Raw genomic sequence first — 26,746 nt, 5'->3', positions numbered from 1 at the left:
GTGCTCCTCAACGCTGCAGGTGTAATTAGGTGTTCAATCTCTGTGGGTTTCAGAGGGTAGGGCCCGCCCAGGACCGAGGCAGCGAGAAATCGCCGACGATCGACACGGGGCACCACCAGAAGACGCGCACGCGGATAGACCGCAGGATTGACTCTACGCAGTCTATGCGACCGCCGATCAGCGACCGCACCCCAGCGTCCTACCCCGGTTCGGCCAGGCGAGCGGCGTGCGCGTCCGGGCGGATCGTCGTCGCGGCCAGCGCGGCTCCGGCGAGCAGGAGGACGCCGGCCAGGTCGAGCGCGGCGGTGAAGCCGACGCTCTCGGTCGGTGCCAGATCGACGACGAGGCCGCTGGCGAACGGGGCGGCCACGTTGCCGGTGGTGGCGAACGCGTGTGCGGTGGCCAGGACGCCCGAGCGCTGGGCCGGCGGGCAGACGTCGGCGATCGCGGCGTTGGTGAGCGGCGTGAGCGCCGGGCCGGTGGAGAACGCGATGGTCATCGCGGCGAGCAGCGGCCAGCCCGCGCCGAGACGGCTCATCGCGACCAGCGCGATCCCGCCCGCGATCATCGCGACCGCGGGCACCACCCCGTAGGCGACGCGGCGCGAGCCCCCGCGACGCAGCAGGCGGTCGGCGACCATGCCGGCGACCAGGATCGAGACGATCGAGAAGATGCTCGGGAGGCCGACGAGCAGGCTCACCGTCGAGGGGTCGTAGCCGGCCTGCTCCTCCAGGTAGGTGGGCAGCCAGGTGAGCGCGAGGCCCAGGGTCCAGAAGACGGTGAAGCCGGCCAGCACCGCGCCCCACCAGGTACTGAGGGCGAAGACGCGGCGATAGGGCACCCGCTCGGGCGACTCGCCCGCGGCGCCGGCGGCCGTTCCGGGGGGCACGCGTGAGCCGCTCGGCGCATCGCCGGCGGTGGTGCCGGGGGCGGCGTAGTGATGGGGACCGGTTCCGCCGACCGCGAGCCAGCCGACCGCCCAGATCAGCCCGAGCACGCCGAGGATCCCGAAGGGAGCCCGCCAGCCGTAGGCCTGGATGGCGAGCATCAGCAGCGGGGCGCCGACCACGACGCCGGCGCCACCGCCGACCGCGAGCAGGGTCGCGGCGAGCGCGCGGCTGCGGATCGGCACCCAGGTGAACGCGGTGTGCGACGCGAGCGGCACGGCCGGGCCCTCCCCCGCGCCGAGCAGGATGCGGGTGCCGACGAGACCGGCGAACCCGACGACCGGGAGCAGCACGGGCAGCTGGGCGACCGCCCAGACGATCGCCAGACCGGCGAGCAGCCAGCGCGGCGAGACCCGGTTGCCCAGCAGGCCGATGCCGATCGCGGTGACGCAGAACAGCAGCGAGAAGCTGCTGCCGACGAGACCGAACTCGGCGTTGGTGAGCCCCAGGTCGGCCATCATCCGCGGGCCGACGAGGCCGAGGATCGCCTTGTCGCCGAACGCGAGCATGACGTAGAGGGCCAGCAGGAACACGATCAGCCGGGCGCGCGGCGGCCAGGGTTCCCGCCCGAGCGGAGTGGTGGCCGTACCGGCTCGGGACGTCGTCGCCATGGTGCGGACTCCCATCGCCGGGGTCACGCCACTTTACGGCGTTTCCGGACCGATTTCGTCAGCTTCCCCGATACACATGGGAGGCTGCGGAAGTTAACGACGATTCAAGGGAGGCGCCGTGACCGACCTGTCGGGCATCACCGCCGTCGTGACCGGCGGCAACAGCGGGATCGGCCGCGCGATGGCGATCGGCATGGCCCGGGCCGGCGCCGACGTCGCGCTCTGGGCCCGCGACACCGCGCGCTCGGCGTCGGTGGTGGGCGAGCTCCGGGCGCTCGGCGTGCGCGCGTTGGCGGTCGGGTGCGACGTCACCGACGAGAACGCCGTGTCCGACGCCATGGAGCGGACCGTCGCCGAGCTCGGACCACTCGGGTGCCTGGTCGCGAACGCCGGGGTGACCGACGGTGCTCCGATCACCGAGATGTCGCTGGACCGCTGGCACCGTGTCCTACGGACGAACCTCGACGGGGCGTTCCTGTCCACGCGCGAGGCGGCGCGGCGGTTCGTGGCGCAGGGCTCGGGCGGGTCGCTGGTGATCGTGTCGTCGACGGTCAGCCGGTACGGCGGCGCGGGGCTGGCGGCGTACGCGACGAGCAAGACCGGGTTGCTCGGCCTCGGGCGCACGCTCGCGGTGGAGCTGGCCCGCCACCGCGTGCGCTGCAACATGCTGCTGCCGGGCTGGACCAGGACGCCGATGACCGAGCCGCTCCGGGCCGACGAGCGGTTCCTGGCCGCGACCACGTCCCGCACGCCGGTGCGGCGGTGGGGCGACGACGCGGATTTCCACGACGTCGCCGCGTTCCTCGCCGATCCCGCGCTGGTTTTCCACACCGGGAACGAAGTCGTCGTCGACGGTGGGTACACCGTGTATTGATGTGTCCATGTCGGAGACCGGCGTTGGATATGTGTACGGGGAAACGTTCGGCGTCCGCCGGGTCGTGTTCAGCGTCGAGGACGGGCGCGCGATCTTCGAGGGCGACATCGTGCTCGGCCCGGTGTCGGAGGTGTCCGCGCGGTCCGCGGTGGCCATTCCGGGCGAGAGCTTCCGCTGGCCCGACGGGGTGATCCCGTACGAGATCGACCCGGCGTTACCGGAAGCCCAGCGCTCGGCGGTGGAGGAGGCGGTCGAGCACTGGAACACGCGTACCCGGCTGGCGGTCGTCCCCCGCGACGGCGAGGACGACTACGTCAGGTTCGTCCCCGGGGGCGGGTGCACGTCGTCGGTCGGGCGGCAGGGCGGCATGCAGACCCTCGACCTCGGCACCGGGTGCTTCTTCGGCCAGGCGACGCACGAGCTCGGGCACGCGGCCGGGCTCTGGCACGAGCAGAGCCGGGAGGACCGCGACGAGTTCGTCCGCATCGTCTGGGACAACATCGACCCGGGCCAGAAGCACAACTTCGACCAGCACATCACCGACGGCGACGACGTCGGGCCGTACGACTACGGGTCGATCATGCATTACCCGGCGGTCTCGTTCTCGGTGAACGGTGAGCCGACGATCGTGCCGCTTCGCGACGGGGCGCAGATCGGCCAGCGCGAAGGGTTGTCGGCCGGGGACCGGGCGGCGATCCGGGAGCTGTACTCGTCCTTGGAACCGTCGGACGCGAACACCTGGGTGGGGTCCTTCGGCGTCCTGTACCACTTGCGCAGCCGCGGCACGTACCACCTCGGCTCGCTCGCGACCGGTGCGCTGACCTGGACGGAGGTCGGCCACGGCGGGCCCGGGCCGGTCGGCGACTTCGACGGCGACGGTCTCGACGAGGTGCTCGACGCGGCCGGCGGGCGGATCGGGCGGCTGGTCGAGGGGCAGTTGAGCTGGTCGTCGGCCACCGCGCGAGTGCTCGGGTCGCAGTCCTGGGTGGGCCGGTTCCGCCCCGGCGGCGCCGACGAGGTCCTGACCTACTACCCCACCGACCACTCGTGGTGGCTGGGGCCGTCGGAGTGGAGCTACGCCGGGAACACCGAAGGCTTCACCGCCGACCTCTCGACGCTGCTCGTCGGCGACGTCGACGCCGACGGGGTGGCCGAGCTGCTGGTCGCCGACGGGGGCGAGTGGTGGTGCGCGAAGCTGGGCGCGGCCGGGGAGTTCGAGTGGTCGGTCGTCGGCGAAACGGTCGGCCGGGCGCTGGGGGTGACGTCGGGCGGGTTGCTCGTCTCCACCGGGGATTCGACGCTGCTCGGGTCGCTCGTGGACGGTGCGCTGACGTGGCGGCCGGTGGGGGCGGCCGGTCCGGCCGGGTCGCTGGTGGGTGGCCGGTACGTCACGAGCCCGGACGGCGTGTGGTCGTTCGACGGGTCCACGTGGACCTCGCTGGACGGAGCCACCGGGGACGTCGCCTGGGCGTTGGGCGACGGCCGGGTGCTGACGTACTCGGTACTCGACGCGTCGTGCCGGCTCTACACGCCGGGCGCCGGGTGGTCGTCGGTCGCGACGTTCGAGGCCTGAATTCCGAACAACGCCAGGCAGGGCTCGACGCCGGTGAGCGTGATCGGTTCGATCGGCGAGCGCCAGTTCGCGCGCTCGAGCCGGAACCGCTGCTCGACGGCCGGCTTCCCGCGCATCGACCGGTTGACGACCCCGTTCGGCACGTACCCCAGCCGCCGCGAGACGCCGAGCGAGGCCGGGTTGTCGGTGACGGCGCCGGTGACCGCTTCCCGGGCTCCGAGGCCGTGGAAGGCCAGGTGGAGCACGGCCGCGCGCATCTCGACGCCGAAGCCCCGCCCCTGGTGGTGCTGCCCGAGCCAGGATCCCGTGTGGACCTCGCGCACGACCGCGAAGTTGTCACCGCCGATCGCCTGGGTGCCGATGACCGTGTCGTCGGCGACGGTGACCAGCTGCAGGGTCCACTTCCGCGGCGTCCACTCGGCCAGCGACCTCCAGTGGTGCTGCAGGACGGAGCGGCTGCGCTCGGCCGGGGGCGCGTCGGTCCACTCGGAGGCGAACGGCATCCGGGCCGGGTCGTGGATCGGGCCGGCGGCGAGGGTCGCGAGAGCGGCGAGGTCGTCCGGGGTGGGCAGCCGGAGTTCGAGCCGCGGCGTCGTGATGCGCAGGTCGTAGAGCGGCCAGTGCTCGGTGATCACCCGGTCAGTATCGCGGGCCGGGGCACCGCCGGGAGACGGGCGGCGGAGCCTCCGGCGTCGAGCGTCAGTTCGCCGGGGGTTTCCAGTCGGCCGGTAGGCCGGACCGGGCCAGCAGATCGGCGTGGCTGTAGTAGTCGTCGTTGCTCACGACCCGGTTCCCGCGCAGCTGCAGCACGGTGACCGCGGGCAGACGGAACGCCGACGGAGCACCCTTCACGTGACCGCTGAACGTCCAGCCGAGAACGATCCGGTCGCCGTAGCGGTGCACCTGGCGCAGGTCACCGTGCACGTCGTCGACGCCGCCGACGGTCGTGGCGACCCACTGGGCCACGCCGGCCGGGCCGGTGAACGTCACGCCGGCCGAGTGATCGGTGTAGCGGCCGTCCGGCGTGAACAGCGAGCCGAGCCGCTTCCCGTCGCCCGCGTTCCAGTACCGGAGCCAGTCCCCGACGATCCGCGGGGTACGGCGGACCTCGTTGCGGGCCGGGCCGCCGCGTTCGGCGACCTCCTTGAACCGGCCCACCCAGTCGTCCAGCCCCGTCTGGAGCAGTTTCTGGAAACCGGGAACGTCGGCCTGGACCGGCTTTCCGGCCCAGGACTCCTCGGTCGTGACGACCACGCCGCCGCGGACCTTCTCGAACGTGAACAGGTGCACGCCGTCGATGCCGTTGACCGGCGCGGCCCAGGCCGTGCACCGCCGTGGTTCGACCTTCGTGACGGTGGACGTCACGGTCATGTTCTGCGGCGACCAGTCGAACACCGACCCTGGCCGCAGCGGTCCCGGGGTGCTCTGGCGCGCCGGGACGATCTCCGGGATCCAGGTCTCCCACTCGTCGATCGCGGTGTGCATCCGCCAGGTCAGGTCCTCCGACGCCCGCACGAACACGCTGGCGCGGGCGATCACCGGCGCGCTGCGGTCGACGGTCGTTCCGCCGCACCGCTCGTACGACCGGTGGGCCGACGCCGCGGTCGGCAGCGCCGCCACGATCGCCACGCCGGTCGCCGCGGCCGCGAGGTATTTGGTGATTTCCATGGCTCCGAGCCTGTCCAGCGGGGTACGGACGCGCCTCGGTAACGAATGCCTAATTCGTCGGACGGCCGAACCGGTGGTCCCGGAGCTGTCGACGCGAGGTGAGGCCGAGCTTGCGGAAGATGCCGCGCAGGTGGGCGTCGACGGTCCGTTTGCTGATGAACAGCTGGACCGCGACCTCCTGCGACGTGGCGCCGGCCGCGACCAGCCGGGCCACGGCGACCTCCTGCGACGTGAGCTCGTCGATCGAGCGGCCGGGGCGGCGACTGACCTTCTCCCCCGCCGCGCGCAACTCGTCGGCGGCACGGCGCGCGAACCCCTCGGCCCCGGACGCGGCCAGCAAGCGGTGGGCCGTGCGCAGCTGCTCGCTGCTGTCCCGACGGCGCCCGGCGCGCCGCAACCACTCGCCGTACAGCAGGTGGGCGCGGCCCCGGTACGGCACGAGCGGGCTCTCGGCGAGCCGGGCGAGCGCCTCCCGGTAGTCGTCCTCCACGCCGGTCACCAGCCCGCGCGCGTAGGCGGCCACCCCCAGCGCGGTGGGCGTGCCGCCGGCCATAGCGTGGTCGGTCAGCGTGTCCAGCGCCCCGGCGGCCACGGCCGGTTCGTCGCAGCGGGTCGCGGCTTCGACCAGCTCCACCAGCACCCCACCGACGTGGAACAGGTTCCGGTCCTCGATCGAGGCGCGGGCGGCCTCGAGCGCCGCCGGGTAGTTGCCCAACCCGTTGTGGAGCAGCGCCGTCGCCCAGTGCAGGTTGGTGACCCGTCCGCCGTCGCCCCCGGAATCCGCGTCGGTGGCGGCCCGGAACAGCCGCAGGGCGTCCGCTCGGCGCCCGCGCAGCGCCGCCAGGTGCAGCCGGGGGTAGACCAGTGGCTGGTCGCCGATCGCGTCGGCGATCGCCTCCTCCTCGGCGATCGCGGCGATCGCCTGGCCGACGTCGCCGACCAGCACGGCGTCGCTGGCCCGCTGGCCGAGGCCGAGCCGGAGCATGGTCGGCGAACCCGTGTCGCGGCCGGTCGTCTCCAGCCAGGCCGCGATCGCGGTGTGCGTGGCGAAATCCCAGACTTCGGCGGTGATCATCGTGGCCAGCGCGGGTCGGCGGGCCCACCACGTCTCGCCGTGCACCGCCCGCACGGTATCGAGCACCGGCACCGCACCCCGGGGACCCTCCGCGGCCAACGACATCACCACGTCGAGCAGGTCGGGTGACGCCGCGGCCGGCGCCGACGACCGGGCCGCGGCCAGCACCTCGTCGATGACGCCACGGGCGCGGCCGACGGCCAACGCCATCTCGAGAGCGTCCACGAAGCAGTCCCGCGAGCTCTCCGGGTCCAACGGCGCGAGTCGTCGCGCGGCGCTCACGACCAGCATCGGTCCCGCGCGCTCGCCCGGCCGGGTGAACGCGACGCGTCCCCGCAGCACGTCGGCGCGAGCCTGTTGGAATCCATCGAGCGAGGTGCTGTCGACGGTGGCCAGCAACGCGTGGGCGGCATCGGCGTCGCCGGCGTCCAGGAGGGCCGCCGCCGCGGTGAGGGTTCGTTCGCTGCGCCGGGCCGGGTCGAGGGTGAGCGTCACCGAACGCCGCAGGAAGGCGGCCGCCGCGGCGACACCCCCGCGTGCCTGCGCCCGGGACGCGCATCGTTCCAACTCGGCCGCCACCTCGTCGTCCGGGCCGCTGCTGGCCTGGGCGCGGTGCCAGGCCCGCCGGTCCGGAGCCCGCCGCGGGTCGGTGACCTCGGCCAGCGCCGCGTGCGCCGTGCGGAGTTCGGCCGGGTCGGCCGCGCGGTAGACGGCCGACCGTGCCAGCGGGTGACAGAACCGGATCCGGGCGTCGAACTCGGCCAGGCCGGTGGCGGTCGCCTCGGCCCCCGCGAGCGCGACGTCCAGGCCCAGGTGCCGCGCGGCCGGCCAGAGGAGCGTGGGATCGCCGGTCGGGTCGGCGCTCGCCAGGACGAGCAGGCTGCGTGCGTCGGGGTTCAGGTTCGTCAGACGCGCTCGGAAGGTGTCCTGGATGCGGGTGGGAAGTGGGGAGCTGGTCGGGGGGAGGAAGCCGCCGGCTCGCGGGAGTTCGAGGAGCGCCAGCGGATTGCCGCGGGCCTCGGACAGGAGGTTGTCGCGGACTCTCTCGTCCAGCGGCAGGGGAAATTTCTGGGCGAGGAGCTGGGCGGATTCCTGGTCGTTCAAAGGGCTGACGGTCAGAGCGGGGAGGCCGGTCAGGCTGCCCGGGGCGTCCGGGCCTGCGGCTGGGCGGGCGGCGAAGAGCAAGGCGATCCGGTCGGCGGCGACCCGGCGGCCGAGGAACGCCAACACCCTCGACGAGGCCGGATCCAGCCAGTGGGCGTCGTCGACGAGGCACAACAGCGGGCGGTCGCCGGCCGCCATCAACTCGAGGACGGCCAGCCCCAGGTGGAACAGGTCCGGCACCCCGTCGGCCAGCCCGAACGCCACCCGCACCGCCGTCCGGTGCCGCTCCGACAACTCCGGCAGCCGACGCAGCAGCGGCACGCACAACTGGTGGAGCGCGGCGAACGCCATCTCCCGCTCGAGCTCCGACCCCGACGCCCGCACGACCTCGAACCCGGCCGCCACCTCGACCGCGTGGTCGAGCAGTGCGCTCTTCCCGATACCCGCCTCACCGCTCACCACCAGCGCCTCGCCGCGCCCGTCCCGCGCAGCGGCGATCAACGCCTCGAGCCGCTCCTTCTCCACCCGCCGTCCCACCAGCGGATCGGAGAGCTGCGCCGGCGCCCACATGGCCGGAACGCTAGACGGTCACCGTGCGTAGCCCGTCACGCCCTCGACGGCCACTCCCGGCCGGACCGCGTCGACGGTCCCGGCGCACCGGGCTCCCGCTGGGGAGTGTGCTTCACGCCGCCGTCCCGGCGTGACCGGGTGCTACTCGCCGAGCAGCACCGTGGGGTCACCGTCGAACCACGCGTTGGCGATGTCGAGGTGCTGGATGCGCCACCGCTCACCGTCCCGGACCATCGTCGCGGTGTATCGGTTCATCATCAGCGCGTGGCGCGTCGCGGCCGGATCGGAACCCCGGCCCGGCTCGAAGTGCTGCGCCTGCGCGTACGCGTGAACGGTCGCTACGTCCCCGTCGACGGTGCTGCGCACGTTGCTGATCGCATGGCTGGTGTCCAACGGCCCGACCGCGCCGATCAACGCACTGACGACGCTCTCCCGCGGCCGGAGCGGCGGGAAGTCGTAGCCGATCCGGCGCATGGCCGGCCCGAGGTCGACGGTGGCGTCCTCGGTCAACGACGAAGCCAGCAGATCGGCGTCGCCGAGGTCGAGGCCGGCGGTGTAGCGGTGCAGCGTGTCGAGGATCGCGGCGCGGTCGGCGAGCGTGACCGACGGGAAGGACGTCGTAGTTTCTGTCATGACCCCAGTCGACCAACCCGGCGCCGACGCGACGCCGACAAAACGTTGACGACGCCCACGACGGCGGCGGACGGTGCCGCCGCCCAACAAAACGACGGCACCCGCTCCCGGCGACTGAAGCACCGGCCGAACTCGGTCGGGGTGGCGGGATTTGAACCCACGGCCCCTCGCTCCCAAAGCGAGTGCGCTACCAAACTGCGCCACACCCCGCGGCACTGCGCCGCCAGTGTAGGCGGTTGCGGGGCGCCACGGCTCGTTGGCCCGGGGTAAGTCGGTGGCGAGCCGCCCGACCAATGCCGTTACTATGGTCCAGGCCGCTCCGGTGGCCACTGCGGGTGTAGCTCAATGGTAGAGCCCCAGTCTTCCAAACTGGCTACGCGAGTTCGATTCTCGTCACCCGCTCGCGGTTGGGGGGCGTGTGTCTGCGGAAGGCGCAGACCGCGTCCCCCGCTCGCATTCCGCCCCGGGGCCGAGCCCCGGACCCCACGGTGCGGCATGCTCACCCCCGCACCTGCCGGTCCGTCTTTCCCCTTCGTGCGGCGGCAGGCCGCCTTACTCGGGACACCCGTGGGGTTTCAGGAGTCACTCGGGACACCCCTGGGTTCAGGAGACACTCGGGACACCCCTGGGTTCAGGAGACACTCGGGACACCCCTGGGTTCAGGAGACACTCGGGACACCCCTGGGTTCAGGAGACACTCGGGACACCCCTGGGTTTCAGGAGCGTCGAGTGTTGAGGGAAGGGAAGACTCGGTGTCGTTGATTCGGCGGGCTCGGAGTGTGCCGGCGGCGGAATGGGTGCTCTTAGGCGGGCTTGTCGGGCTTGCGGTGGTCATTCGGTACGCCTGCCGTAGTTACTGGACTACTGACCTTGATGTTTTTGGTGAGTGGTACGACCAGTTGCAACGGGAGGGCCTCAAAGCGCCGGTCGGCAACTACAACGCGCCGTTCCTTTACCTGCTCGAGGTGGCCAGCTGGTTCCCCGGTCCGGCGCTGATGAAGATCAAGTTGATCTTCGCCGCCTTTGACGTGGTGCTCGCGTACTACGTCTACCGGACCGTCGCGTTGAAGTGGACGGGGTGGCGGATCCCGGCCACCGCGGCGCTGGTGGCCGCGTTCATGCCGACCGTGGTGCTCAACGCCTCGATGTACGGGCAGTGCGACTCGATCTGGGGCGCGTTCTGCGTCGCCGCGCTGTACTACGTGCTCAAGAACAACGACTGGGCCGCGGTCGCGATGGTCGCCACCGCCTGGGCGTTCAAGCCGCAGGCCGTGTTCGTCTTCCCGGTGTTCCTGCTCGCGGTGCTGGCCGGGCGCGTGCGGTGGCGGGCCGTGCTGGTGTTCCCGCTGGTCTACCTGGCCTGGGACATCCCGGCGCTGCTCGCCGGTCGCGACGCGATCGAGCTGCTCACGATCTACTCCAACCAGCTCGACGACCCGTCCGCCCTGCGGCGCGGCGGCCCGACCGTCTACCAGTACCTGCACGTCAACGTGGCGCTGGGCGTCCTGCGCAACCTCGGTTACCTGTTCGCGGCCGCGCTCTCGCTCGGCGTCTGCTACGTGCTCATCGCGACGCGGGCCACGCTCGATCGCACGCGCTGGCTGACCGCGGGGGCGTTCTTCGCGATCGCGATCCCGTGGCTGCTCCCGGCGATGCACGAGCGCTACTTCTTCCTCGCCGACGTGCTGACCCTGATCCTCGCGTTCTACCTGCCCCGGCTCTGGTACGTGCCGCTGATCGTCCAGGCGTCGTCGTTCTTCTCCTACCTGCCGTTCATGTTCAGCAAGGCCCCGGTGGGTCCGATGATCGACCGCCGCCTGCTGGCCACGTTGATGCTCGTGGCACTGTTGGTCACCGGTCACCGTCTGCTGTCCGGCGTCGTCGTCAAGGCGACAGAGCGGCCGGAGGACGACGTGAACTTTCTGCCGGAACCGGCCGTGAGCCTGGTGGAAAACGACAGCCACAACGACCGGAGAGGGCCGAAGGATGGCGCTTCTGACAGGGAAGCCGGAGCCGTCGACCACGACGGACAGCAGCGACCCGACCCCGATCGCGCCGTCCGGGAAGCCGCGGAAAAGTAGAATCCGCACGGCCCTGCGCTGGACGTTCACCGCGCTGGCGCTGGTGCTGGTCTACGCCGCACTGCTGCTCCCGAACCGCGAGTACCTGCTGACGCCGAAAGCGTTCGTACGGATCCCGGTGGAGGCCGTCGTCGGCGCCGCCGTGCTGCTGGTTCTCCCCGGTCGGCTGCGCCGGATCGTGGCCACGGTCGCCGGCGTCGCGCTCGGCGTGCTCACCGTCATCAAAGTCCTCGACCTGGGCTTCTTCGCGGTGCTGTCCCGCCCGTTCAACGTCATCTTCGACTGGAGCTTCCTCGGCAACGCCTACGACTTCGTCGAGGGGTCGTACGGCAAGGCAGCGGCGATCGGCGCGATGGTCGCCGCGCTCGTGCTCCTCGTCGGCGTGCTGGCGCTGATGGTGCTGGCGGTGCGCCGGCTCTCCCAGACCCTCGTCGACGCCCAGCCGCACGCCACCAAAGCGGTCGCCGCGCTCACCGTGATCTGGTTCGTCTGTGCGGCCTTCGGGAACACGGTCCCCGGCCTCCCGCAGACCAGCTACACGACCTCGCTGTTCGGCTACAACATGTTCCGGAAGGTCCCGCACGCGCTCGCCGACCACAAGCAGTTCCAGAAAGAGCTCGCGGTCGACCGGTTCAAGAACCAGAACCAGCTGCTCGCGGGTCTGAAGGGCAAAGACGTCGTCTTCACGTTCATCGAGAGCTACGGACGCAGCGCGGTCGAGGACCCGAAGTACGCGTCGCAGGTCGACGCCGTGCTCGACGAAGGATCGGCGAAGCTCAAGACGGCCGGGCTCACCGCGCGCAGCGGCTGGCTCACCTCGCCCACGATCGGCGGCGGCAGCTGGCTCGCGCACTCCACGTTCTACTCCGGCCTCTGGATCAACAACGAGGCCCGCTACCGCTCGCTCACCAAGAGCGACCGGCTGACGCTCACCCGGGCGTTCAAGCAGTCGGACTGGCGCTCGGTCGGCGTGATGCCGGGCCTCACCGGCTACTGGCCGGAGGGCGAGTTCTTCGGCTACGACAAGATCTACGACTCCCGCAACCTGGGCTTCCAGGGGCCGAAGCCGCAGTGGTCGGCGATCCCCGACCAGTACCTGCTCTCGAAGCTGCAGCGCGCCGAGCTCTCCAAGGCCGGCGACACCCCGGTCGTGGCCGAGATCGAGACGACCTCCAGCCACGCTCCGTGGTCCTACCTGCCGAAGCTGGCCGACTGGGACGAGGTGGGCAACGGCCAGGCCACCTACGGCGGACGCCCGCGCTCGACCAAGAACCCCGACCAGGTGCGCACCCAGTACCGCCAGACGATCGAGTACTCGCTGCGGACGCTCACCGGCTACGCCGAGAAGTACCTCGGTGACGACCAGGTGCTGGTGTTCCTCGGCGACCACCAGCCGGTGCCGCTGATCGTGGGGCAGAACGCGAGCTGGGACGTGCCGATCACGATCGTCGCGAAGGACCCGAAGGTGCTCGACCGGATCGAGAGCTGGGGCTGGACCAACGGCATCAAGCCGGCCACGGACGCCCCGGTCTGGAAGATGGACGCGTTCCGCGACAAGTTCCTGACCGCGTTCAACCAGTGAGCGGCCCCGCGTGGCCGGCGAGACACAACCACTCGCCGGCACGCGGACCCAGGTCTGGGTGACGGGCACCCGCCCGGTCGAACACCTCACCGCGGTGCGACGTCCAGCGGAACGCCGGGTGCAGCAACGCCTCGAGCGCGGACGCGTCACCCGCTGCCAGCGCCGCGGACCGGCGTCCCACCGCATCCCGGAGTTCGGTCACGCCCCCAGTGTGTCCGCGTGGTCGACGACCCACTCGCGGAACGTCCGGGCCGGGCGGCCGAGGAGGCGCGGCACGTCGTCGGTGACGACCGCACCCCGGCCCGAGCGCACGTACGCGTAGCCCGGCTCCGAGCCGGCGGCCTCCACGGTCGAGAGCGGCCGGCCCAGCACCGAAGCGAGGATCGCCACCTGCTCCGGCGTGCTCAGCAGCTCCGGCCCGGTCAACGTGTGCACGCCGGACGTTCCGCCGGTCAGCGCCACCGCCGCCACCGCCGCGACGTCACGCGGGTCGACCACGCCCAGCTTCCCCTCGCCGGTGAAGTTCCGGATCGGCTCACCGGCGCGGATCGACGGTTGCCACCACCGCACGTTCGACGCGAACATCGACGGCCGCAGGATCGTCCACTCCCGGTCGCCGGACCGCACGGCCTCCTCGCCGGGCTCGTGCCAGGGTGCGAGCCCTTCGTCGACGCCGAACGCGGAGAGCTTCACGATCCGGCGCACCCCGGCCGCGGCCTCCAGCAGCGCCAGGTCCTGCGCCGGCGCCGACGGCCCCGGTGGGGTCAGCAGGAACACCGCGTCGACGTCCTTCACCGCGGCGCGCAGCGAGTCGGCGTCCGCGTAGTCGCCGCGGACACCCGCGGACGGTCGTCGGCTCATCGTCCGGAACGGCTCTCCGGCGGCGGTGAGAACCTCGACGAGAGCGGAACCGATCGTGCCCGTGGCACCAGTCACCAGAATCATGGCGCCACCCTGGGCCGCCCCCGGAGGCGCTGGATAGGACGTTTCGGAACTGGTGCGCGCCCGCTCAGCCCCTACGCTCGAAGACGTGATGCACGCGCCCACCACGACGACCGAGATCGTGCTCTCGGTCTGCTGCACGGGCCGCCCGGAGCTCGTCGTCCTCGGGCCGCGTACCCGCGCGCTCTACTACGAGCCGAACGGGAACCCCGTCGCGCCGCGGTTCCGCCTGACCGCGGGGCAGGCGCGGGCCGCGTTCGGGATGCCGGTGACCGAGTTCACCGATCAGGTGGTCCCGCTGCCGTCGGCGGACGCCGGGCAGCTGGCCGAGCGCTGGCTGGCGGCACCCTCCCGGCCGGGCGCCGTGCTCGAACCGTATCTGGCGGCCGCCGCGCCGGCCGCGGACCGGGAAACCCGCTGGGTCGACGCGGCGGCGGCCCGGCTCGCCGGTGGCACACCGATCGCCGCGGTCGCCGACGATCTGGGCGTGAGCGAGCGGCACCTGCGCAACCGGTTCGCCGCCGCCGTCGGCGTGTCACCGAAGCACTACGCCCGCATCCAGCGGGTCCGACGGGTTCTGGACGAGATCGGGTCGGCGCCGTTCGCTCAGCTCGCCGCGCAGGCCGGCTACTACGACCAGTCCCACCTCGGACGCGAGTTCCGTCAACTCATGGGCGTCTCCCCGGCCGCCTTCGCCGCCGGCCGGCGTCCGGCCCCCAGGACCTGCGCCACCACCAAGGCGTCCTGACGTCCGCCGCCGGAACACGCATCGGACGCGTCGCGTTGCTCTCGGCGGGTATCAAGGAGACAGACACTGGAGGTGTTCTCATGGCTCGCACCGGAAGTGGTCCCCTGCGACGCAAGACCCGGCTCGCCGCCGCGGCCAAGGTGGCCCGCGAAGCGTCCCGTCCGGGCTCGCCGTCGATCGGCGCCCGGATCGGCGCGGTCCCGCGCATGATCCGCGCCTCGGCGTCCGGCCAGTACCCCGGGCTGTCCCGGCTGAAGCTGGCCCTGCTCGGCGTCGGCGTCGCCTACGTCGTCTCCCCGGTCGACGCGATGCCGGAGCTGTTCATGACGATCTTCGGCCTCGCCGACGACGTCGCGGTCGCGGTGTACCTGGCCGGCGCGCTCTTCGCCGAGACCGACAACTTCCTCGAGTGGGAGCGGATGGTCGCGCCGCCCACGATCAACGGCCACGCCTACTGAACGCGGCTGAACACCCGCGCCACCTCGGGCCCGCCGGCGGCGCACGTCAGCACCGCCGGCTCCGACCAGCCCATACGCACGGTGACCGTCGCACCCTCGAGCCGCACACGGGTCGTCGAAGCGTCGAGTGCCTCGATCCCCAGCGGGCCGAACGCGTCGACGCCGTCGTTGCCGCTCTCCAGGCGCGCGTAGTGCTGGGCGGCCTGCACGGCCGGGGCGAACACCGAGCGGCCGCGCAACAGCGAGGGCACCACCCGGCCGGCGCGGTACGCGGCGGCCACCTCCAGGGCCGCGCCGGGATCGAGCCTCCCGTAGTACAGGCCGTGCGGCAGCAGCACGAGGTTCGCCGAGAACCGGTCGCCACCGACGTGTGAACACTCCCAGGTACGGCCGGGGTACGCGTCGGCCAGCGCGGCCGCCACCGGCCGGCCCTCCACCGCACAACACGTGTCGTGCCGGCCGTGCGCGCACACCAGGTGCACCGGCTCGTCCGAGAAGGACGGATCCAGCGCGAGCGGCACGTCGAGCAACTCCGCCTCGGCGGTGAACGTCCCCCACGAGATGCCCTCCCGCCCCGGCCGCGCGTCCACTACGGCGTAGGACCGGACCTCGCGGGCCGGCGAGCGCCCCGGCCGCCGGATCAGCACCGCCCGGAACCCGGACGCGACGGCCCGCTCGGCCACGCGCGTCAGCTCCGGCGACGCCTCGAAGGCCCGGCGGGGCCACGGCCCGGGATGCTCCACCAGCAGCCAGCGCTCCCCGGGCGCGGCCGTGGCGAACAGCTGGTCGCCACGTTCCCGGGCGGTGACCGCGCAGCGCGGCATCAAGCCGGTACCACCAGCGCCTCACGCAGCAGGCGCCGTATCAGCACCAGGCCGTCGTCGGCATCGAGATCGGGCAGTTCCGCGGCGCGCACCACCGTGCCCGACAGAACCGTCTTCATCGCGGCGGCGGTGACCGCCGGGAGCGTGAGCGTCCGGTCCGGCAGGCGCAGCACGACGCCGTCCGCGCGGACGTCCACGGTGTGGGGCAGGAAGCCCCGCAGCCGCACCGGCGTATCCGCGGTCAGCGACGAGACGATTCGCTCCTGCGCCAGCGGTGACACCGGCTCCGACCGCCCCTGCGGCCACACCCGCTCACGCAGACGGTCGGCGACCGCGTCGGCGTCGACTGTCCGCAGCCAGGACGACAGCGCGTCCACCGCGCCGGCGAGCAGGCTCGGGTCGGTCGGGTCGAAGCCCAGCGGCAGGGACTCGCGCAGGGACGGGTCCTCGGCGGCCAACCCGGCGAGCACCTCCACCAGCGAATGGCGGGTCACCGGGTGCACGCCGACCGTGAGGTGGACCGACGTCTCCCCCAGCGAGGTCGCCGAGTGCAGCCAGCCCCGCGGCAGGTAGAGCGCGTCGCCGGGGCGCAGGACGGTGTCGATCACCGGTTCCTCTGACGCCCGCGCGGCGACCGAAGCGGCCCGCGAGTTCCACGGCTGGTTACGCAGCGGGTCGGTGAGCACCGGTGCGTGGATCCGCCACTGCTTCTCGCCCGCCACCTGCAGCACGAACACGTCGTGGACGTCGTAGTGGGCCGAGAAGCCCTGGTTCTGCGGCGGCGTGACGTACGCGTTGATCTGCACCGGATGGCCGAGGTCCGCGGCGAGTTGCTGTCCGAAGTCGACGAGCGGTGGCCAGGTGCGGTGCAGCGCCTGCAGAACGATCGTGGCGCCGTCGAGGAAGAGCCGGGTGACGCGCTCGTCGTCGACCTGGTCGGCGATCTCGGCGCCGGCACCGCCGGAGCTGGTGTACCGACGGGGGTCGATGACCTCGCCGCCCTTGGCCAGCCGGATGAACGGCGTCCGCAGCCCGCGGCGGGTGAGCAGTTCGTCGACGTCGTCCAGGCCGAACAGGTCACCGAAGCCGAGGCCGGTGCTCAGCAGCGGCCGACGTCCCCAGGGGAAATCCGCCACCGGAACCGAGATACAGCGCTCCAACGCCGGACGACCGGCCGGAAGGCCGGTCGTCCGCAGCGAAGAATCAGTCACAGCCGCGACGCGCCGCCGTCGGCACCGCCGTCCGCGCCACCGTCGTGGCCACCCGGGTTCGCGCCACCGTCGGCCGGACCCTCGGCACCACCGTCGGCACCGCCGTCCGCGCCACCGTCGTGGCCACCCGGGTTCGCGCCACCGTCGGCCGGACCCTCGGCACCACCGTCGGCGCCACCGTCGGCGCCGCCGTCGTGACCGCCCGGGTTCGCGCCACCGTCAGCCGTGCCTTCGGCGCGGCCTGAGCCCGAGGTGACGATGTCGTCGTCGTTGATCGCCATTGACGTTCCTTCCTGTGGAAGCTTGAACGTCGTGGCATGTTCCCAGGTCGGCGGGCGGCAAACTCGTTTCGTCGATCAAGCTGCCGGCACGGCGACCGGCGCGTCGTCCTCGATCAGCGGCACCGGCGGCTCGGCCTCGAGCTCCAGCAGCCACCGCAGGGCGTGCTCGACGCCGTTGACGTAGTGCGGGTCCTTGCGTACCGGCGTCAACGCTGACACCGACCCGGCGAGCAGGACGTCACACAGTTCGATCTCGGCCGCGATCAGCGCGGCGTCCGCCGGGCCGCTGCCCGGACCGACCGGCGCGTTCGCGACGGTGTTCGTCGCCCAGTCGAGGGCCGCTGCCGCACCCCGGAGGAAGTGACTGAACTCCGGGCCGTCGGCGGGTTGGGTGCTCGATGAGTAAGCCAGGAGGGCCCGGCGTTCGTTCTTCACGATGACGTGGTCCCGCATCAGGTTCCTCTTCTTTCTGGCAGGCCTCGAAGGCCCACCACTCGTACTCACCCATGCCTACCCCGGCCGGGCGACGTCAGAACGTCTAGCGGGTTTCGTATATGTCACATCTCTCTCCGTACCGTTCAAGAGTCCGAATTTGTCCGGTCCCGGACAGCCGCGCGCTACCCGAGTCCCGACGATGTATGACAAAGCAGCAAAATAAGAACTAACCGGCTAGAAGCCGCGTCCGTCACAGTTCGATAGCGCGACCCGAGGAGGTGCCCGATCCGCGCCCTGATCGAGCTCGAACCCGTACCACGCAGCCCCCGGCTGGCGCGGCGGTTCGTGGCCGACACGCTCGGCCCGCAGGCGGACGTCGAACTGGTGGATGCGGCCGAGCTGTTGGTCACCGAGCTGGTGACGAACGCCGTCGTGCACGCGCGCTCCCGGGCGCGCGTGCTGATCGTCACGACCGGCGACCGGGGCCGCGTCCGCATCGAGGTGCACGACGACGCGTTCGAGCCGCCGCGGATGGGCAGTTTCGACCCCGACGCGACGTCCGGCCGCGGCCTCGCGCTGGTGAACGCGATGTCCGACCGCTGGGGCGTCGAACCCCAGGGTCCGGCGCGCCCCGGGAAGCGGATCTGGTTCGAGCTCGAGGTCAGAACCTCACTTCTGACATAGCGGGCACCAGAATAGGTTCCGCCCCTCGACGACGGCCGTCCGCACCGGCGTTCCGCAGAGCCGGCACGGCCGCGCGGCCCGGTGGTAGACGTAGCGGCCGGCGCCGCGACCGGCCGGCTCACGCAGCTTGTGCTCCGGCCGGAGGGTCCGGATGCGTCCGGCCCGCACCCCGTCGGTCATCATCACGACCAGGTCGTCCCAGACCGCGTCCCACTCGGCCCGGGAGACGTCCCGACCGGCCCGGTACGGGTCGATCCCGCCACGGAACAGCGCCTCCGCGCGGTACACGTTGCCGACGCCGGAGAGCACGTCCTGGCGCATCAACAGCGCGCCGATCGACGTGCGGCTACGGCTGACGCGCCGCCAGGCCAGGTCGGGCTCGGCGTCCGGGCGGAGCGGGTCGGGGCCGAGCCGTGCCAGTAACGCGTCCCGCGCTCCGTCGTCGAGCACCTCGCAGGCCGTCGGCCCACGCAGCTCGGCCCAGACCGGACCCTTGCGTCCCCCGGTCAGCCGCAGCCGGATCTGCCCCCGGACCGCGGGCGGCTCCCCCGTGCCGTCGGTGAACGTTCCGTACAGGCCCAGGTGGACGTGGAGCCAGCGGTCACCGTAGTCGTGGAACAGGTGCTTGCCGTGCGCGTCCGTGCCGCGCAGCGTCAGCCCGTCCAGGCCGGCGGCCCCGGCCTCGAAGCGTCCCTGCGGGCTCGAGGCCCCCACCACCGCGCCGCCGAACAGCCGCTTGTGCCGTCGGGCCAACCGGTGGATCGTGTGACCTTCGGGCACGCTTCTCCTCGTTGCTGGGGGCTCCCCATCGAAACCCATCGCCATCGTGCAAGACGCAAGCGCGAACGGCACGTCGAGGTGCCCGAGCCTCCCCGGCCCGAGCAGCCGTCCGACGACAAGGTGCTCCGCGGGCTCGTCGGCGCCGGCCCCTCCCAGCTGAGCACGCACGCCGCCCTGCGCGCCCGGGACGCGTCCCAGCCGACCGACGAGGACCTGGCCGAGGCCGAACGGGACCTCGTCCTGGTCCGCCGCCGGTACGTCCCGACCCAGAACCTGCCGCCCGGCATCAAGCCGGCGAACTAGGGCAGTGGCGGGTACTCACCCGTGCGCTCGAACTCGGCCAGGATCTCGATCCGGCGGGCGTGGCGCGCCTCGCCGCTGAACTCCGTCGCGAGGAACGCGTCGACGATCGTGGTGGCGTCCTCGGCCGAGTGCATCCGCGCCCCGATGCCGACGACGTTCGCGTCGTTGTGCTGGCGGGTCAGCTGAGCGGTCTCGATGTTCCAGGCCAGGGCGGCACGCACCCCGGGCACCTTGTTCGCCGCGATCTGCTCACCGTTGCCGGACCCGCCGATCACGACGCCGAGGCTGCCCGGGTCGGCGACGACCTTCCGGGCCGCGTCCAGGCAGAACGGCGGGTAGTCGTCCTCCGCGTCGTACTGGTGCGGGCCGACGTCGACGACGTCGTGCCCGGCCTTCGTGAGGTGCTCGACCAGGTGCTGCTTCAGCTCGAATCCGGCGTGGTCGGAGCCAACGTAGACGCGCATGCCCCGCATCCTCTCAAGAAACCTGGACGGGGAAGGCGATCGGGTCCAGCACGTCCTTCACCGCGGCCGCCACCTGGTCGACCGCGGCCCGCGAGGCGTCGTACACCGCGAGCCGCCGGAAGAACCCGTGGGGCACGCCCAGGTAGCGGGTCGTGACCACGGGTACCCCCGCTCCGGCGAGCGCCTCGCCGAACGCCTCCGCGCCGTCGCGCAGCACGTCGAACTCGGCCGTGACGATGAGCGTCGGCGGCAGACCGGCCATGTCCTTGATCCGCGCCGGGGCGACGTCCTCGTTGTCCGGGTCGGCGCCTCCGAGCCAGGTCTTCCAGGCCCAGTTCATCTCCCCGACGCTCAGCCCGTGCTCGGTGCCGTCGCGCGGGTCGGGGCCGAGCGGCGGCTCGGCGAACGGCTCGACCGGCGGGTAGATCAGCGCCTGGAAGTCGAACGCGACGTGCGCGTCGCGGGCACGGCGGGCCAGGATCGCGGCCAGCGTGGCCCCCGCCGAGTCGCCGACGACCGCGGTGCGGCTGATGTCCAGGCCGAGCTCGTCGGCGTGGTCGCGGACCCAGGCGAGCGCGTGCACGGCGTCCTCGACCTGGGCCGGCCACGGGTACTCGGGCGCGAGCCGGTAGTCGATCGCCACGACCGCGCAGTGCGACCGGTTCGCCAGCCGGCGGCACGCGGCGTCGTGGGTGACCAGGCTGTCGCCGACCCAGCCGCCGCCGTGCAGGAAGAACATCACCGGCGTTCCGCGTCCGCCGCGCGGGTTGTAGAGCCGGATCGGGACGCCGTCGGCCTCCAGGTCGACGACGATCGCCACCGGCGCCGGCGGGCCGCCGAGCATCGGCGCGTTGTCGTTCTCCGCCGCCCGCGCCGCGGCGATGTCCGCGAGCGTGGGCTCCGGCACCGGCCCGTCGGGGATGGTTTCGCTGGCGAGGTCCGCAACGGCTTGCGGGTGCAGATTCATGTAGGCATCTCCAGATCCGCGAGGACGAGCCCCGTCCGGGCTTTCGGGGTGAACCACGTGCTCTTGCGCGGCATCGTCGCCCGCTCGAGGTTGACCGCCACGAAGTCCTCGACGGTCACCGGCGCGAGCAGGACGGCGAGCGCCGCGCGCCCGGCGTCGACCTCGGCGGCCAGCCAGCTCGCCGGGTAGTCACCGCCGACGTAGGAGATCGCCGGGTCGTCCGGGGTGAGGCCCAGAACCTGGCGGACCAGCAACTGCTCGACGACCGTGTGGTCGATCCGGTCGACGGTGCCGCCGGCGACGGAGGGAAGCTTCACCTCGTAGGTGCGGCCCTCGGCGTAGAGCACGACGGTTCCGCGCCGGGGCGTGGCCGGGGGCGCGTCCACGGCGTCGACGCCGCAGCCGACGGACCGCAGGCCGTCCAGCACCCCGGCCACCGGCATCGACAGGCGCCGCAGGAGCCGCTGGTAGGGCCGGATCGACGCCGACGACGCCGGGGCCACCACGGCGAGGAACCGGGACAGGCCGGCCTCCTGGGCCGCGAGACTGCGGTGGTTGCCGTCGGCGACGACGAGCTCGCCCACGTCGGCCGCCGCGAGCAGGCGATCCTGGTCGGCGCCCGGCCCGACCAGCCAGACCGAGTGCGTCTGCCCGTGCCGGTCGGTGTCCGAGACCGCCGGCTCCCCCAGCGTCAGCGCGGACAACGCCGAGCGCAGCGAGTCCGAGGCCTGCACCAGCAGCACAGGGCTGGTCAGCACGCCCAGCGCGCGGATCAGCGCGGTGCGCTCGGCCACCTTCGCCGCGAACACTTCCTCGTTGCGGATCACCCGGCCACCACCGATCTCGGCGGTGTCGACGAGGCAGAACATCCCCAGGAAGCTCTCACCGATCCGGTAGACGGCGATCGATTCGGTGAACGGCGTGAACTTCTCCCGGTCGACGAGGCCTCGCAGCCGCGCGACCGCGGTCGGCAGCGCGGCAGCGAAGTCGAGTCCGTCGGCGACGGCCTCCGGCGTCCGGTGCGGCATCTCCACCCCGAGCATGGAGTCGGGATTGCCGGCCACCAGCGCCGTGATCTCCGCGTCGTCAGCGAACTCGTCGTAGTTCTGTGCGCCTGTTCCTCCGGTCGACACCCATCCAACCGGTATGGGGTGTATTGCACTCATTGCCCCGAGGCTACCGCGTGTCGTGTGCACCGAGCATCTCCTCACTAGGTATGGGCGCGCCGCGTCCTGGGGACGTGCGCTATGGGTTAAGCCCGCCCCGGAGGAAGGAACCCCCCCATGAGTAAGTCCGTCGCCCCTCGCACGGCCCCGGTGCTCTACTCCGCACGCACCGGTCAGGCCATGCGCCAGCTCGTCGGGGACTTGATCGCGGTCGGCCTGGTGTGGTGGGCGGTCCGTCTGCAGGGATGGGTCGACGACCAGATCTCGAAACTCGCCGCACCCGGCGAGACCCTGCAGTCGGCCGGCAACGGCTTCAGCGGAGGACTCTCGAACGCTGGCAAACAGGTCGGGCGCATCCCCGGCGTCGGCGACGACCTCCGGGAACCGTTCGACCGCGCCGCCGGTGCCGGTCAGCAGGTCGCCGAGGCGGGCAAGACGCTGCACGACACGATCGAGCAGGCCGCGCTCGTCACCGGGCTGATCGCGGCGGCGATTCCGCTGATCGTCGTGCTCTGGTGGGTGCTGCGGCGCTGGCGCTGGAGCCGGGAGGCCACCGCGGCCCGGCGGCTGGTGCGCGGCGGCGCCGACGCGTCGTTCTTCGCGTTGCGCGCGCTGGCGCACCAGCCGCTGTCCGAGGTGATCCGGGTGGCCCGCCGCCTCGAGGTCGACCCGGGCGAGGCGTGGCGATCGGGTCACCCGGAGGCGGTGGCGGCCCTGGCCAAGCTGGAGATGAGCCGCCTCGGCCTCTAATCGAAGATGGGTCCCGAAGTACGGGTGCGCTTGAGCTCGTAGAAGCCCGGCACCGACGCCACCAGCACCGCGCCGTCCCAGAGCCGGGCCGCCGCCTCGCCCTTGGGAGCCGGCGTCACGACCGGCCCGAAGAAGGCCACCGGTCCGTCCGGCCCGGGCACGTGGATCACCGGCGTGCCGACGTCCATGCCCACCGGGTCCATACCGGCGTGGTGCGACTTCTTCAGCGCCTCGTCGTACTCGGTCGAGGTGGCCGCCTCGGCCAGCGACTCCGGGAGCCCGACCTCGCGCAGCGCGTCGGTCAGCAGCGACGGGTCGTCCAGTTCCACCTTCTGCAGGTGGATCCGGTTGCCCAGTGCGGTGTAGAGCGGCAGCACGACTTCGTTGCCGTGGGCCTGCTCGGCGGCGATGACGACACGCACCGGCCCCCAGGCCTTCTTCATCATCTCGGTGTAGTGCTCCTCGAGATCCCGGCCCTCGTTGAGCACGGCCAGGCTCATCACGTGGAACGTGACGTCAAGCGGGCGGACCTTCGCCGCCTCCAGCACCCAGCGCGACGTCATCCACGCCCACGGGCACAGCGGATCGAACCAGAAATCGACCGGGGTCCTCTGCTCACTCATCGATCCTCCTCGGGAAAAGAACTCACCGAACGAGACCCATACCCACACCGGGGTATTCCCGCCCTGCGGCGTACGTTTCCCGTGAGAGCTGCGTAAACACCTGGTGCAGCACTGGTCTCCGGCGCATCGTTTACCGCCCGGCCTGCGTGGGAGACTCATTGGCACGGCTCGAGGACGCGGACCGCGTCCTCTGCGAATCGGAGCGGCGAAGGAGTACCCGACAGTTGGCCGGTACCAATCTCACCCTCGGCGAAGCCAGGGAACGCGGAGATCTTCTCGAGGTCGCGTCGTACCACATCACGCTCGACCTGACCGATGGCACCGGTAAACCCGGAACCGACACGTTCCGTTCGGTCACCGAGGTCAAGTTCAGCGCCAGACGACCCGGCGCCAGCACGTTCATCGACCTGATCGCGAAGACCGTCCGGGCGGCGACGCTCAACGGGACGGCGCTCGACGTCAGCGGCTACGACCCCGAAAAGGGTCTGGAGCTGTCCGGCCTGGAGGCCGACAACGTCCTCGTCGTCGACGCGGACTGCCTCTACATGAACACCGGCGAAGGCCTGCACCGCTTCGTCGACCCGGTCGACGACGAGGTCTACCTGTACTCGCAGTTCGAGACCGGCGACGCCAAGCGCGTCTACGCCTGTTTCGACCAGCCCGACCTCAAGGCGACGTTCACGCTCGAGGTCACGGCACCCGACCACTGGGAGGTCGTGTCGAACACGACCCCCGAGAAGGCCGGCGCGGTCCGGAAGTTCCCGCCCACCGCACGGATGTCCACCTACATCACCGCGCTCGTCGCCGGCCCGTACCACAAGGTCACCGACCTGCACGACGACATCCCGCTGGGCCTGTACTGCCGGCAGTCGCTCAAGGAGTTCCTCGACCCCGACGAGATCTTCGAGATCACGAAGCAGGGGTTCGACTTCTTCCACGAGCACTTCGGCGTGCGTTACCCGTTCGGGAAGTACGACCAGCTGATCGTCCCCGAGTTCAACGCGGGCGCGATGGAGAACGCCGGCTGCGTCACGATCACCGAGTCCTACATCTTCCGCGGCAAGGTCACCGACTACGTCCGCGAGAACCGCGCCAACACGATCCTGCACGAGATGGCCCACATGTGGTTCGGCGATCTCGTCACGATGCGCTGGTGGGACGACCTCTGGCTGAACGAGTCGTTCGCCGAGTGGGCCGCCCACTGGGCCGCGGCCGGCGGCACCCGCTTCACCGACTCGTGGGCGGCGTTCTGCACCGACCGCAAGGGCTGGGGCTACCGGCAGGACCAGCTGTCCTCCACCCACCCGATCGCCGCCGACATCCCCGACATGCAGGCGGTCGAGGTCAACTTCGACGGCATCACCTACGCCAAGGGCGCCAGCGTCCTCAAGCAGCTGGTGGCCTTCGTCGGCGAAGACGAGTTCGTCTCCGGCCTGCGGTCGTACTTCAAGGCCCACGCGTTCGGCAACACGACGCTCGCCGACCTGCTCACCGCGCTCACCGAGGCCAGCGGCCGGGACCTGTCGAACTGGTCGGCGCAGTGGCTGGAGACCGCGGGCGTCAACACGCTGCGCCCGTCGTTCACGCTGGCCCCCGACGGTTCGTACGCCTCGTTCGCGGTCACCCAGGAGGGCATGGCCGAGCACGGCACGCTCCGGGCGCACCGCATCGCGATCGGCCTCTACGACCTGTCGGAGTCCACCGGCAAGCTGATCCGCCGCCGTCGCGTCGAGACCGACATCCACGGCGCGCGCACCGAGATCGACGACCTGGTCGGCGAGACCCCGCCCGCGGTGGTGCTGCTCAACGACGACGACCTGACGTACGCGAAGATCCGCCTCGACGAGCGGTCCCTGAGCACCGTCGTCGACCACATCGGCGGGTTCACCGAGTCGCTGCCCCGCTCGCTGCTCTGGGCCACCGCCTGGGACATGTGCCGCGACGCCGAGCTGCCCACCCGCGACTACGTGCGGCTGGTGCTCAACGGGCTCGCGGCCGAGTCGACGATAAGCGTCGTCGAGACGCAGCTGCGGCAGGCGCGGGCGGCACTCGCCTCCTACGCCGACCCGGAGTGGGCCCCCACCGGGTACGCACTGGTCGCGGACGCCGCGCTGGAGCGGCTGCGGGCCGCCGAGCCCGGCAGCGACGTCCAGTTGGTGTGGGCGCGTACGTTCGCCGGCACCGCGCGTACCGACGAGAACATCGCCGTGTTGAAGGCGCTGCTCGACGGCTCGGAAATCGTTCCGGGCCTCGAGGTCGACACCGAGCTGCGCTGGGACTTCCTGCAGTCGCTGGTCGCCAGGGGCGCCGCGGGCGAGGCGGAGATCACCGCCGAGCTCGAGCGTGACAACACCGACCAGGGCAGCAAGGAGGCCGCGACCGCCCGGGCACTGGTGCCCACCGCGGAGGCCAAGGCGGCCGCGTGGCACCTGGCCACCGAGGACGACACGATCCCCAACCAGGTCGGCCTCTCGGTCATCCGCGGCTTCGGCCACCCGGACCAGGCCGCGCTGCTCGAGCCGTACGTCGAGCGTTTCTTCGCGGCGGTCTCCGACGTCTGGGCCCGGCGCACCAGCGAGGTCGCCCAGAACGTCGCGGTGCTGCTCTACCCGGCCTGGGCCGTGAGCGAGGACACGGTGGCCCGCACCGACGCGTGGCTGGCCGGTGCCGACCACCCGCCGGCGCTGCGCCGCCTGGTCGTGGAGGGCAAGGATCGCCTGGTCCGAGCTCTGCGGGCGCGCGCCTGCGACGCTTCCGCCAGTTCCTAGACCTACGCCTGCCGAGTGAGCGCCGGTTGCTTCCGCAACCGGCGCTCACCAGTTCGGCGCGAGACGCCCCGCTCCGCCGTAAGTGGTGACTCGCCCACCCTCCGGTTGCTGGGGGTGTGCGGGGCGCGCCAAATGTTTGAACCTGGAGCCCGCTCAGGGCGGCGCTGGCAGTCGAGCGCGAGACCGCCTCGTATAACTGATACTCAAGGGCTCGCGCTCGTCTGTCAGCGTCGTTCTGAGCGGGCCGCCCCCGCCCGGTCCGCGAGCATGCGGAGGCCGGTGACGATGCCGCCGGCCAGGTCGCCGCCCTGGAACGCCGCTCGCATGGACATGCCGGCCAGCTCGCAGGCGCGGTCGGGGATGCGCTTCGCGGCCCGCTGACCGGTGACGATCTCCAGCGCACGCTGGTTGGGCGAGACCGCGAGCAGCACCGAGTCCTCCGGCGCGGGCAACGCGTCGAGCATCGTCTCGGCGCTGCCGCGCAGCGGCTCCTCGAGCCCACCCACGTACACGCTGAACGTCAGCCCGGTCTCCCGGTCAGCGGCGGTGAGTGCCTCGTCGATGCGGAACAGCTGCCGCGAGCTGAACGGCCCGGCCGCGGCCGCACCGTTCGCGATCGACGTG

The 26,746-nt window shown here is 71.8% G+C and carries 27 protein-coding genes and 2 tRNA genes; 11 read left to right on the top strand and 18 right to left on the bottom strand.

What is annotated here, in order from left to right:
- Positions 1 to 199 precede the first annotated feature (199 nt).
- On the bottom strand, positions 200 to 1,558 hold the full coding sequence (locus CRYAR_RS07045; RefSeq protein ID WP_169745007.1) for an MFS transporter: 1,359 nt from the start codon (positions 1,556 to 1,558) through the stop codon (positions 200 to 202).
- 118 nt (positions 1,559 to 1,676) lie between these two features.
- Between CRYAR_RS07045 and CRYAR_RS07040 the strand changes: the two genes are divergently transcribed.
- Both CRYAR_RS07040 and CRYAR_RS48490 read left to right on the top strand, forming a co-directional pair.
- On the top strand, positions 1,677 to 2,432 hold the full coding sequence (locus CRYAR_RS07040; protein ID WP_035849209.1) for an SDR family NAD(P)-dependent oxidoreductase: 756 nt from the start codon (positions 1,677 to 1,679) through the stop codon (positions 2,430 to 2,432).
- Between the two features lie 7 nt (positions 2,433 to 2,439).
- The gene (locus CRYAR_RS48490) at positions 2,440 to 4,005 is read left to right on the top strand and encodes a M12 family metallopeptidase (protein ID WP_211247310.1); all 1,566 of its coding nucleotides are present in this window, start codon (positions 2,440 to 2,442) and stop codon (positions 4,003 to 4,005) included.
- Here CRYAR_RS48490 and CRYAR_RS07030 read toward each other — a convergent pair.
- The 5 genes from CRYAR_RS07030 to CRYAR_RS07005 all read right to left on the bottom strand — a co-directional run bounded on the left by CRYAR_RS07030 (position 3,957) and on the right by CRYAR_RS07005 (position 9,265).
- Positions 3,957 to 4,640 (bottom strand): GNAT family N-acetyltransferase, encoded by a 684-nt coding sequence (locus CRYAR_RS07030; RefSeq protein WP_051569863.1) that lies wholly within the window; start codon positions 4,638 to 4,640, stop codon positions 3,957 to 3,959. The two genes, CRYAR_RS48490 and CRYAR_RS07030, sit on opposite strands and share 49 nt — an antisense overlap.
- A gap of 64 nt (positions 4,641 to 4,704) precedes the next feature.
- Positions 4,705 to 5,673 carry a nuclear transport factor 2 family protein gene (locus CRYAR_RS42830; protein ID WP_051569862.1) on the bottom strand — a complete coding sequence of 323 codons (969 nt, stop codon included), beginning with the start codon at positions 5,671 to 5,673 and terminating at the stop codon, positions 4,705 to 4,707.
- 49 nt (positions 5,674 to 5,722) lie between these two features.
- Entirely contained in the window at positions 5,723 to 8,422 is a 2,700-nt protein-coding gene (locus CRYAR_RS07015) for an ATP-binding protein (protein ID WP_035849207.1), read from the bottom strand.
- A gap of 141 nt (positions 8,423 to 8,563) precedes the next feature.
- Positions 8,564 to 9,055 carry a nuclear transport factor 2 family protein gene (locus CRYAR_RS07010; RefSeq protein WP_035849204.1) on the bottom strand — a complete coding sequence of 164 codons (492 nt, stop codon included), beginning with the start codon at positions 9,053 to 9,055 and terminating at the stop codon, positions 8,564 to 8,566.
- Positions 9,056 to 9,191: 136 nt separating this feature from the next.
- Positions 9,192 to 9,265 (bottom strand) — tRNA-Pro (locus CRYAR_RS07005).
- Between the two features lie 121 nt (positions 9,266 to 9,386).
- On the opposite strand from CRYAR_RS07005, the gene CRYAR_RS07000 reads away from it, so the two are divergent.
- From CRYAR_RS07000 to CRYAR_RS06990, 3 genes are all read left to right on the top strand, one after another.
- A tRNA-Gly gene (locus CRYAR_RS07000) sits at positions 9,387 to 9,457 on the top strand.
- Positions 9,458 to 9,954: 497 nt separating this feature from the next.
- Positions 9,955 to 11,136, top strand: a complete 1,182-nt coding sequence (locus tag CRYAR_RS06995; protein ID WP_035849202.1) for a hypothetical protein — start codon at positions 9,955 to 9,957, stop codon at positions 11,134 to 11,136.
- Positions 11,042 to 12,718 carry an alkaline phosphatase family protein gene (locus tag CRYAR_RS06990; protein WP_211247309.1) on the top strand — a complete coding sequence of 559 codons (1,677 nt, stop codon included), beginning with the start codon at positions 11,042 to 11,044 and terminating at the stop codon, positions 12,716 to 12,718. The genes CRYAR_RS06995 and CRYAR_RS06990 overlap by 95 nt, the downstream gene beginning before the upstream one ends.
- Here CRYAR_RS06990 and CRYAR_RS06985 read toward each other — a convergent pair.
- Both CRYAR_RS06985 and CRYAR_RS06980 read right to left on the bottom strand, forming a co-directional pair.
- Positions 12,708 to 12,920 (bottom strand): DUF4440 domain-containing protein, encoded by a 213-nt coding sequence (locus CRYAR_RS06985; RefSeq protein WP_035849199.1) that lies wholly within the window; start codon positions 12,918 to 12,920, stop codon positions 12,708 to 12,710. The genes CRYAR_RS06990 and CRYAR_RS06985 overlap by 11 nt on opposite strands.
- Complete coding sequence (locus CRYAR_RS06980; RefSeq protein WP_035849196.1) at positions 12,917 to 13,663, bottom strand: NAD(P)H-binding protein; 747 nt, start codon at positions 13,661 to 13,663, stop codon at positions 12,917 to 12,919. Before CRYAR_RS06980 ends, CRYAR_RS06985 begins: the two co-directional genes overlap by 4 nt.
- An 88-nt stretch (positions 13,664 to 13,751) precedes the next feature.
- Between CRYAR_RS06980 and CRYAR_RS06975 the strand changes: the two genes are divergently transcribed.
- Together CRYAR_RS06975 and CRYAR_RS06970 are read left to right on the top strand one after the other, a co-directional pair.
- Positions 13,752 to 14,408 carry a helix-turn-helix domain-containing protein gene (locus tag CRYAR_RS06975; protein WP_051569861.1) on the top strand — a complete coding sequence of 219 codons (657 nt, stop codon included), beginning with the start codon at positions 13,752 to 13,754 and terminating at the stop codon, positions 14,406 to 14,408.
- A gap of 80 nt (positions 14,409 to 14,488) precedes the next feature.
- Entirely contained in the window at positions 14,489 to 14,866 is a 378-nt protein-coding gene (locus tag CRYAR_RS06970) for a YkvA family protein (RefSeq protein ID WP_051569860.1), read from the top strand.
- Here CRYAR_RS06970 and CRYAR_RS06965 read toward each other — a convergent pair.
- The 4 genes from CRYAR_RS06965 to CRYAR_RS06950 all read right to left on the bottom strand — a co-directional run bounded on the left by CRYAR_RS06965 (position 14,860) and on the right by CRYAR_RS06950 (position 17,635).
- Positions 14,860 to 15,690, bottom strand: coding sequence for a ferredoxin family protein (locus tag CRYAR_RS06965; protein WP_051569859.1), 831 nt, complete (start codon positions 15,688 to 15,690; stop codon positions 14,860 to 14,862). The two genes, CRYAR_RS06970 and CRYAR_RS06965, sit on opposite strands and share 7 nt — an antisense overlap.
- A complete protein-coding gene (locus CRYAR_RS06960) occupies positions 15,690 to 16,826 on the bottom strand; it encodes a cupin domain-containing protein (protein ID WP_211247308.1) in 1,137 nt (378 codons plus the stop codon). The genes CRYAR_RS06965 and CRYAR_RS06960 overlap by 1 nt, the downstream gene beginning before the upstream one ends.
- 71 nt (positions 16,827 to 16,897) lie before the next feature.
- On the bottom strand, positions 16,898 to 17,182 hold the full coding sequence (locus tag CRYAR_RS06955) for a hypothetical protein (protein WP_035849194.1): 285 nt from the start codon (positions 17,180 to 17,182) through the stop codon (positions 16,898 to 16,900).
- Between the two features lie 75 nt (positions 17,183 to 17,257).
- Entirely contained in the window at positions 17,258 to 17,635 is a 378-nt protein-coding gene (locus CRYAR_RS06950) for a hypothetical protein (protein WP_035849192.1), read from the bottom strand.
- Positions 17,636 to 17,902: 267 nt separating this feature from the next.
- On the opposite strand from CRYAR_RS06950, the gene CRYAR_RS06945 reads away from it, so the two are divergent.
- A complete protein-coding gene (locus CRYAR_RS06945) occupies positions 17,903 to 18,301 on the top strand; it encodes an ATP-binding protein (RefSeq protein ID WP_084700178.1) in 399 nt (132 codons plus the stop codon).
- Here the strand turns inward: CRYAR_RS06945 and CRYAR_RS06940 are convergent.
- Complete coding sequence (locus tag CRYAR_RS06940) at positions 18,287 to 19,081, bottom strand: Fpg/Nei family DNA glycosylase (protein WP_035849189.1); 795 nt, start codon at positions 19,079 to 19,081, stop codon at positions 18,287 to 18,289. The genes CRYAR_RS06945 and CRYAR_RS06940 overlap by 15 nt on opposite strands.
- A 78-nt stretch (positions 19,082 to 19,159) precedes the next feature.
- Here CRYAR_RS06940 and CRYAR_RS06935 point away from each other — a divergent pair, with 78 nt between their 5' ends.
- On the top strand, positions 19,160 to 19,384 hold the full coding sequence (locus CRYAR_RS06935; RefSeq protein ID WP_051569857.1) for a hypothetical protein: 225 nt from the start codon (positions 19,160 to 19,162) through the stop codon (positions 19,382 to 19,384).
- Here CRYAR_RS06935 and CRYAR_RS06930 read toward each other — a convergent pair.
- Genes CRYAR_RS06930 through CRYAR_RS06920 form a run of 3 tightly spaced genes read right to left on the bottom strand, consistent with a single transcriptional unit; the run spans position 19,381 to position 21,981 of the window.
- A complete protein-coding gene (locus CRYAR_RS06930) occupies positions 19,381 to 19,848 on the bottom strand; it encodes a ribose-5-phosphate isomerase (protein WP_035861100.1) in 468 nt (155 codons plus the stop codon). The genes CRYAR_RS06935 and CRYAR_RS06930 overlap by 4 nt on opposite strands.
- A 13-nt stretch (positions 19,849 to 19,861) precedes the next feature.
- Positions 19,862 to 20,815: an alpha/beta hydrolase gene (locus CRYAR_RS06925; RefSeq protein WP_051569856.1), complete on the bottom strand. Its 954-nt coding sequence runs from the start codon at positions 20,813 to 20,815 to the stop codon at positions 19,862 to 19,864.
- Positions 20,812 to 21,981, bottom strand: coding sequence for a DUF1015 family protein (locus CRYAR_RS06920; protein ID WP_035849187.1), 1,170 nt, complete (start codon positions 21,979 to 21,981; stop codon positions 20,812 to 20,814). The genes CRYAR_RS06925 and CRYAR_RS06920 overlap by 4 nt, the downstream gene beginning before the upstream one ends.
- 117 nt (positions 21,982 to 22,098) lie before the next feature.
- Here CRYAR_RS06920 and CRYAR_RS06915 point away from each other — a divergent pair, with 117 nt between their 5' ends.
- Positions 22,099 to 22,731 carry a hypothetical protein gene (locus CRYAR_RS06915; protein WP_051569855.1) on the top strand — a complete coding sequence of 211 codons (633 nt, stop codon included), beginning with the start codon at positions 22,099 to 22,101 and terminating at the stop codon, positions 22,729 to 22,731.
- On the opposite strand, the gene CRYAR_RS06910 is transcribed toward CRYAR_RS06915, so the two are convergent.
- Positions 22,728 to 23,354 (bottom strand): mycothiol-dependent nitroreductase Rv2466c family protein, encoded by a 627-nt coding sequence (locus tag CRYAR_RS06910; RefSeq protein ID WP_035849184.1) that lies wholly within the window; start codon positions 23,352 to 23,354, stop codon positions 22,728 to 22,730. The two genes, CRYAR_RS06915 and CRYAR_RS06910, sit on opposite strands and share 4 nt — an antisense overlap.
- 224 nt (positions 23,355 to 23,578) lie before the next feature.
- Here CRYAR_RS06910 and pepN point away from each other — a divergent pair, with 224 nt between their 5' ends.
- Positions 23,579 to 26,122 carry an aminopeptidase N gene (gene pepN, locus CRYAR_RS06905; RefSeq protein WP_035849182.1) on the top strand — a complete coding sequence of 848 codons (2,544 nt, stop codon included), beginning with the start codon at positions 23,579 to 23,581 and terminating at the stop codon, positions 26,120 to 26,122.
- Positions 26,123 to 26,346: 224 nt separating this feature from the next.
- Here pepN and CRYAR_RS06900 read toward each other — a convergent pair whose 3' ends face one another.
- Positions 26,347 to 26,739, bottom strand: a complete 393-nt coding sequence (locus CRYAR_RS06900) for a DUF5130 family protein (protein WP_035861091.1) — start codon at positions 26,737 to 26,739, stop codon at positions 26,347 to 26,349.
- Between the last annotated feature and the right edge of the window lie 7 nt (positions 26,740 to 26,746).

Source organism: Cryptosporangium arvum DSM 44712 (assembly GCF_000585375.1).
In the GTDB taxonomy this organism is placed as follows: Bacteria; Actinomycetota; Actinomycetes; order Mycobacteriales; family Cryptosporangiaceae; genus Cryptosporangium; species Cryptosporangium arvum.
Note: the sequence above shows the minus strand (reverse complement) of the source record. Positions and strands in the feature narration are given on the sequence as shown.